A 2,451-nucleotide genomic window follows, 5' to 3' on the forward strand; every position below is an offset into this window, starting at 1 on the left:
GCGTTGACCACGATGTCGGGCACGCCGAGCTCGGTGTTGATCGTGTCCCGCAGGGCATCGACTTGGGAAGGGTCGGCGACGTCGGCCGCCAGCGCGCTGATCAGCTCGGGGCGCTGTTGGGCGGTGGCCGCCGCCGCGGCCTCGTCGAGATCGGCGGCGACCACCCGGTGGCCCTGCGCGGCGAACGCCAGCGCTACCGCCTTACCGATGCCCGAACCGGCACCGGTCACCACCGCGAGGCTGCTTTGTGAACGAGTATTCATCGCCGACGAATTTACGTTCACCGCAGCCGCCGGGTCAAGGATGCCAAGACTGGCCGGTAGTCTCGCTGCATGCTTAGGCTCCAGCGGCTGGGCTGGCTCGCTGTGGACGTCGTCGGTGTGCTGGTGTTCTGCGCCGTCGGGCGCCGCAGCCATGCCGAAGGGCTGACCATCACCGGCGTCGCGGAGACGGCATGGCCGTTTCTGACCGGAACGGTTGTCGGCTGGCTGGTCTCCCGGGCCTGGCGTCGACCCACCGCGGTGGCCCCCACCGGTGTGATCGTGTGGCTGTCCACCGTGGTCGTCGGCATGTTGCTGCGCAAGGCGAGCTCGGCCGGTGTGGCCGCAAGTTTCGTCGTGGTGGCGTCCACGGTCACCGCGATTCTGTTGCTCGGGTGGCGAGTGGTCGTCGGGCTGCGCCTGCGTTCCAAGGTTTGACGACGATGGCGCCGACGGCCGACGTGGGGGTGACCGCGACGCTGGGGGCGGCCGCGCGGGCCATGGCCACCAACAAGGGGCTGATGGACGATCCGTTCGCCGAGCAGTTGGTCGTGGCTGCCGGGGTGGAGAACGTCGTCCGGATGATCTCCGACGAGCGGTTCGCCGCCGACGACGGCGATGCCGCCGCGATGAACGGGCTGATGGATGCGCTGGCGGCGCACACGCGGTTCGTCGACGAGTTCCTTGCCGACGCGGGGCGGGCCGGGATCCGACAGGTGGTGATCCTGGCGTCGGGCCTGGATACGCGGCCCTACCGGATGTGGTGGCCGCGCGCGACAACGATTTACGAGGTCGACCGGCCCGAGGTACTCGATTTCAAATCCGAAGCACTACGCGGCCTGGGCGCGCAGTTGGCGGCGAACCGGTGCGCGGTCGGTGTTGACTTCCGCCAGGACTGGGTGGCCGCGCTGCACCGCATCGGATTCGACGCCGGCCAACCCACGGTGTGGGTCGCCGAGCAGCTGCTCGTCGGGTATCTGCAACCCGACGTACAGAATCAACTGCTGCACGACGTGACCGCGGTCAGCGTCATTGGCAGCCGCTTCGCCGCCGATCACATGCCGACCTGGAGCCCGTTGCAGCTGGAGGCCGAGCGGGCCTTCGTCGATGGCTGCCGCCAGAACGGCCTGGACATCGACTTGGCGAGCCTCACTCATCCGGGCGAATACCATTATGTCCCTGAGTATTTGGCGAGCCGGGGCTGGGCGACGGTGGAACGCGACATCACGGGTCTGCGCGGTGGCATGGGGCTGGCCAACCAGCGCCATGCTGGTCCCCGTGACACGGCGTTCGTGCCGGAATACCTGACCGCGACGCGGGTTTGAGTGTGTTGTGATGTCCGAAGACCCAGGGATGCAACAACTCCGATTCGTCTCGGCGACGCACAATGACCCATTGGCGCAGCCGCTGCTGGCCGAACTGGCGGTCGAGTACGCGGAGCGATACGGCGGCTCGCCGAGCACTCACCTGACCTGGCTGCCGGTGCCCGAGGCCGAGTTGGCGGCGCCCGACGGTGGACTGCTGATCGGCGTCCTGCACGGGGTGCCGGTCACCGGCGGTGCGTTTCGGCGCTACGACGCCGAGACCGCCGAACTCAAGAGGATCTGGACCGACCGCGAACATCGGCGCCGCGGCTATGCGAGGGAACTGCTGATGGCGCTGGAGGCCGAAACGCGTTCGCGGGGGTATCGGCGGCTCTACCTCATCACCGGAAACCGGCAGCCCGAGGCCGAGTCGCTCTACGACGCCACGGGCTACACCAGGATTGCGCCCGACCCGTTGCCGTCCTGGGGCCCGTTCCTTCCCATCGCATTCGAGAAGTGGCTGACGCCGTCGGATCAATGAGTTCGCGGCGCGATCGACTTGGCGACCGTCACAGAGCCCCCGCTTTTTTCAGTGCGGCATTCGTCGCCTCGCGGATGGGGCCGCGCCACAGCGGGCCGTGGCCGGGCGCCAGGATCTCGGTTTCCAATTGGGCCAGCGCCGACAGGGTTTCGATGCAGTTCTCCTGGCTGTAGCTGAAGATCGCCGGCAGCAGTTGCGGCCCATCGTGACGTATCAGCGGGTGTCCGGTGATCAGCGCGTCGCCGCTGACCAGCACCCCGTCGACCAGGTACGAGCAGTGGCCTCCCGTGTGGCCGGGGCTGAATACGGGTGCCGGGCGCCCCGGCAGTCCCGCCGCGATTTCGGG

General features: G+C 68.3%; 5 protein-coding genes. 3 read left to right on the top strand and 2 right to left on the bottom strand.

What is annotated here, in order from left to right:
• On the bottom strand, positions 1-263 hold a 263-nt coding region (locus JOZ00_RS04015), incomplete at its 3' end, for an SDR family NAD(P)-dependent oxidoreductase (RefSeq protein WP_293339953.1).
• 69 nt (positions 264-332) lie between these two features.
• Between JOZ00_RS04015 and JOZ00_RS04020 the strand changes: the two genes are divergently transcribed.
• The 3 genes from JOZ00_RS04020 to JOZ00_RS04030 are packed head-to-tail and all read left to right on the top strand — an operon-like array spanning position 333 to position 2,105.
• On the top strand, positions 333-698 hold the full coding sequence (locus JOZ00_RS04020) for a DUF3054 domain-containing protein (RefSeq protein WP_293339956.1): 366 nt from the start codon (positions 333-335) through the stop codon (positions 696-698).
• A gap of 5 nt (positions 699-703) precedes the next feature.
• The gene (locus tag JOZ00_RS04025) at positions 704-1,585 is read left to right on the top strand and encodes an SAM-dependent methyltransferase (RefSeq protein ID WP_293339959.1); all 882 of its coding nucleotides are present in this window, start codon (positions 704-706) and stop codon (positions 1,583-1,585) included.
• Between the two features lie 10 nt (positions 1,586-1,595).
• Positions 1,596-2,105 carry a GNAT family N-acetyltransferase gene (locus tag JOZ00_RS04030; protein WP_293339962.1) on the top strand — a complete coding sequence of 170 codons (510 nt, stop codon included), beginning with the start codon at positions 1,596-1,598 and terminating at the stop codon, positions 2,103-2,105.
• Positions 2,106-2,133: 28 nt separating this feature from the next.
• Here the strand turns inward: JOZ00_RS04030 and JOZ00_RS04035 are convergent.
• The coding region (locus tag JOZ00_RS04035) for an MBL fold metallo-hydrolase (RefSeq protein ID WP_293339964.1) at positions 2,134-2,451 on the bottom strand (318 nt) is incomplete at its 5' end.

Source organism: Mycobacterium sp., from assembly GCF_019243155.1.
Classification (GTDB): domain Bacteria; phylum Actinomycetota; class Actinomycetes; order Mycobacteriales; family Mycobacteriaceae; genus Mycobacterium.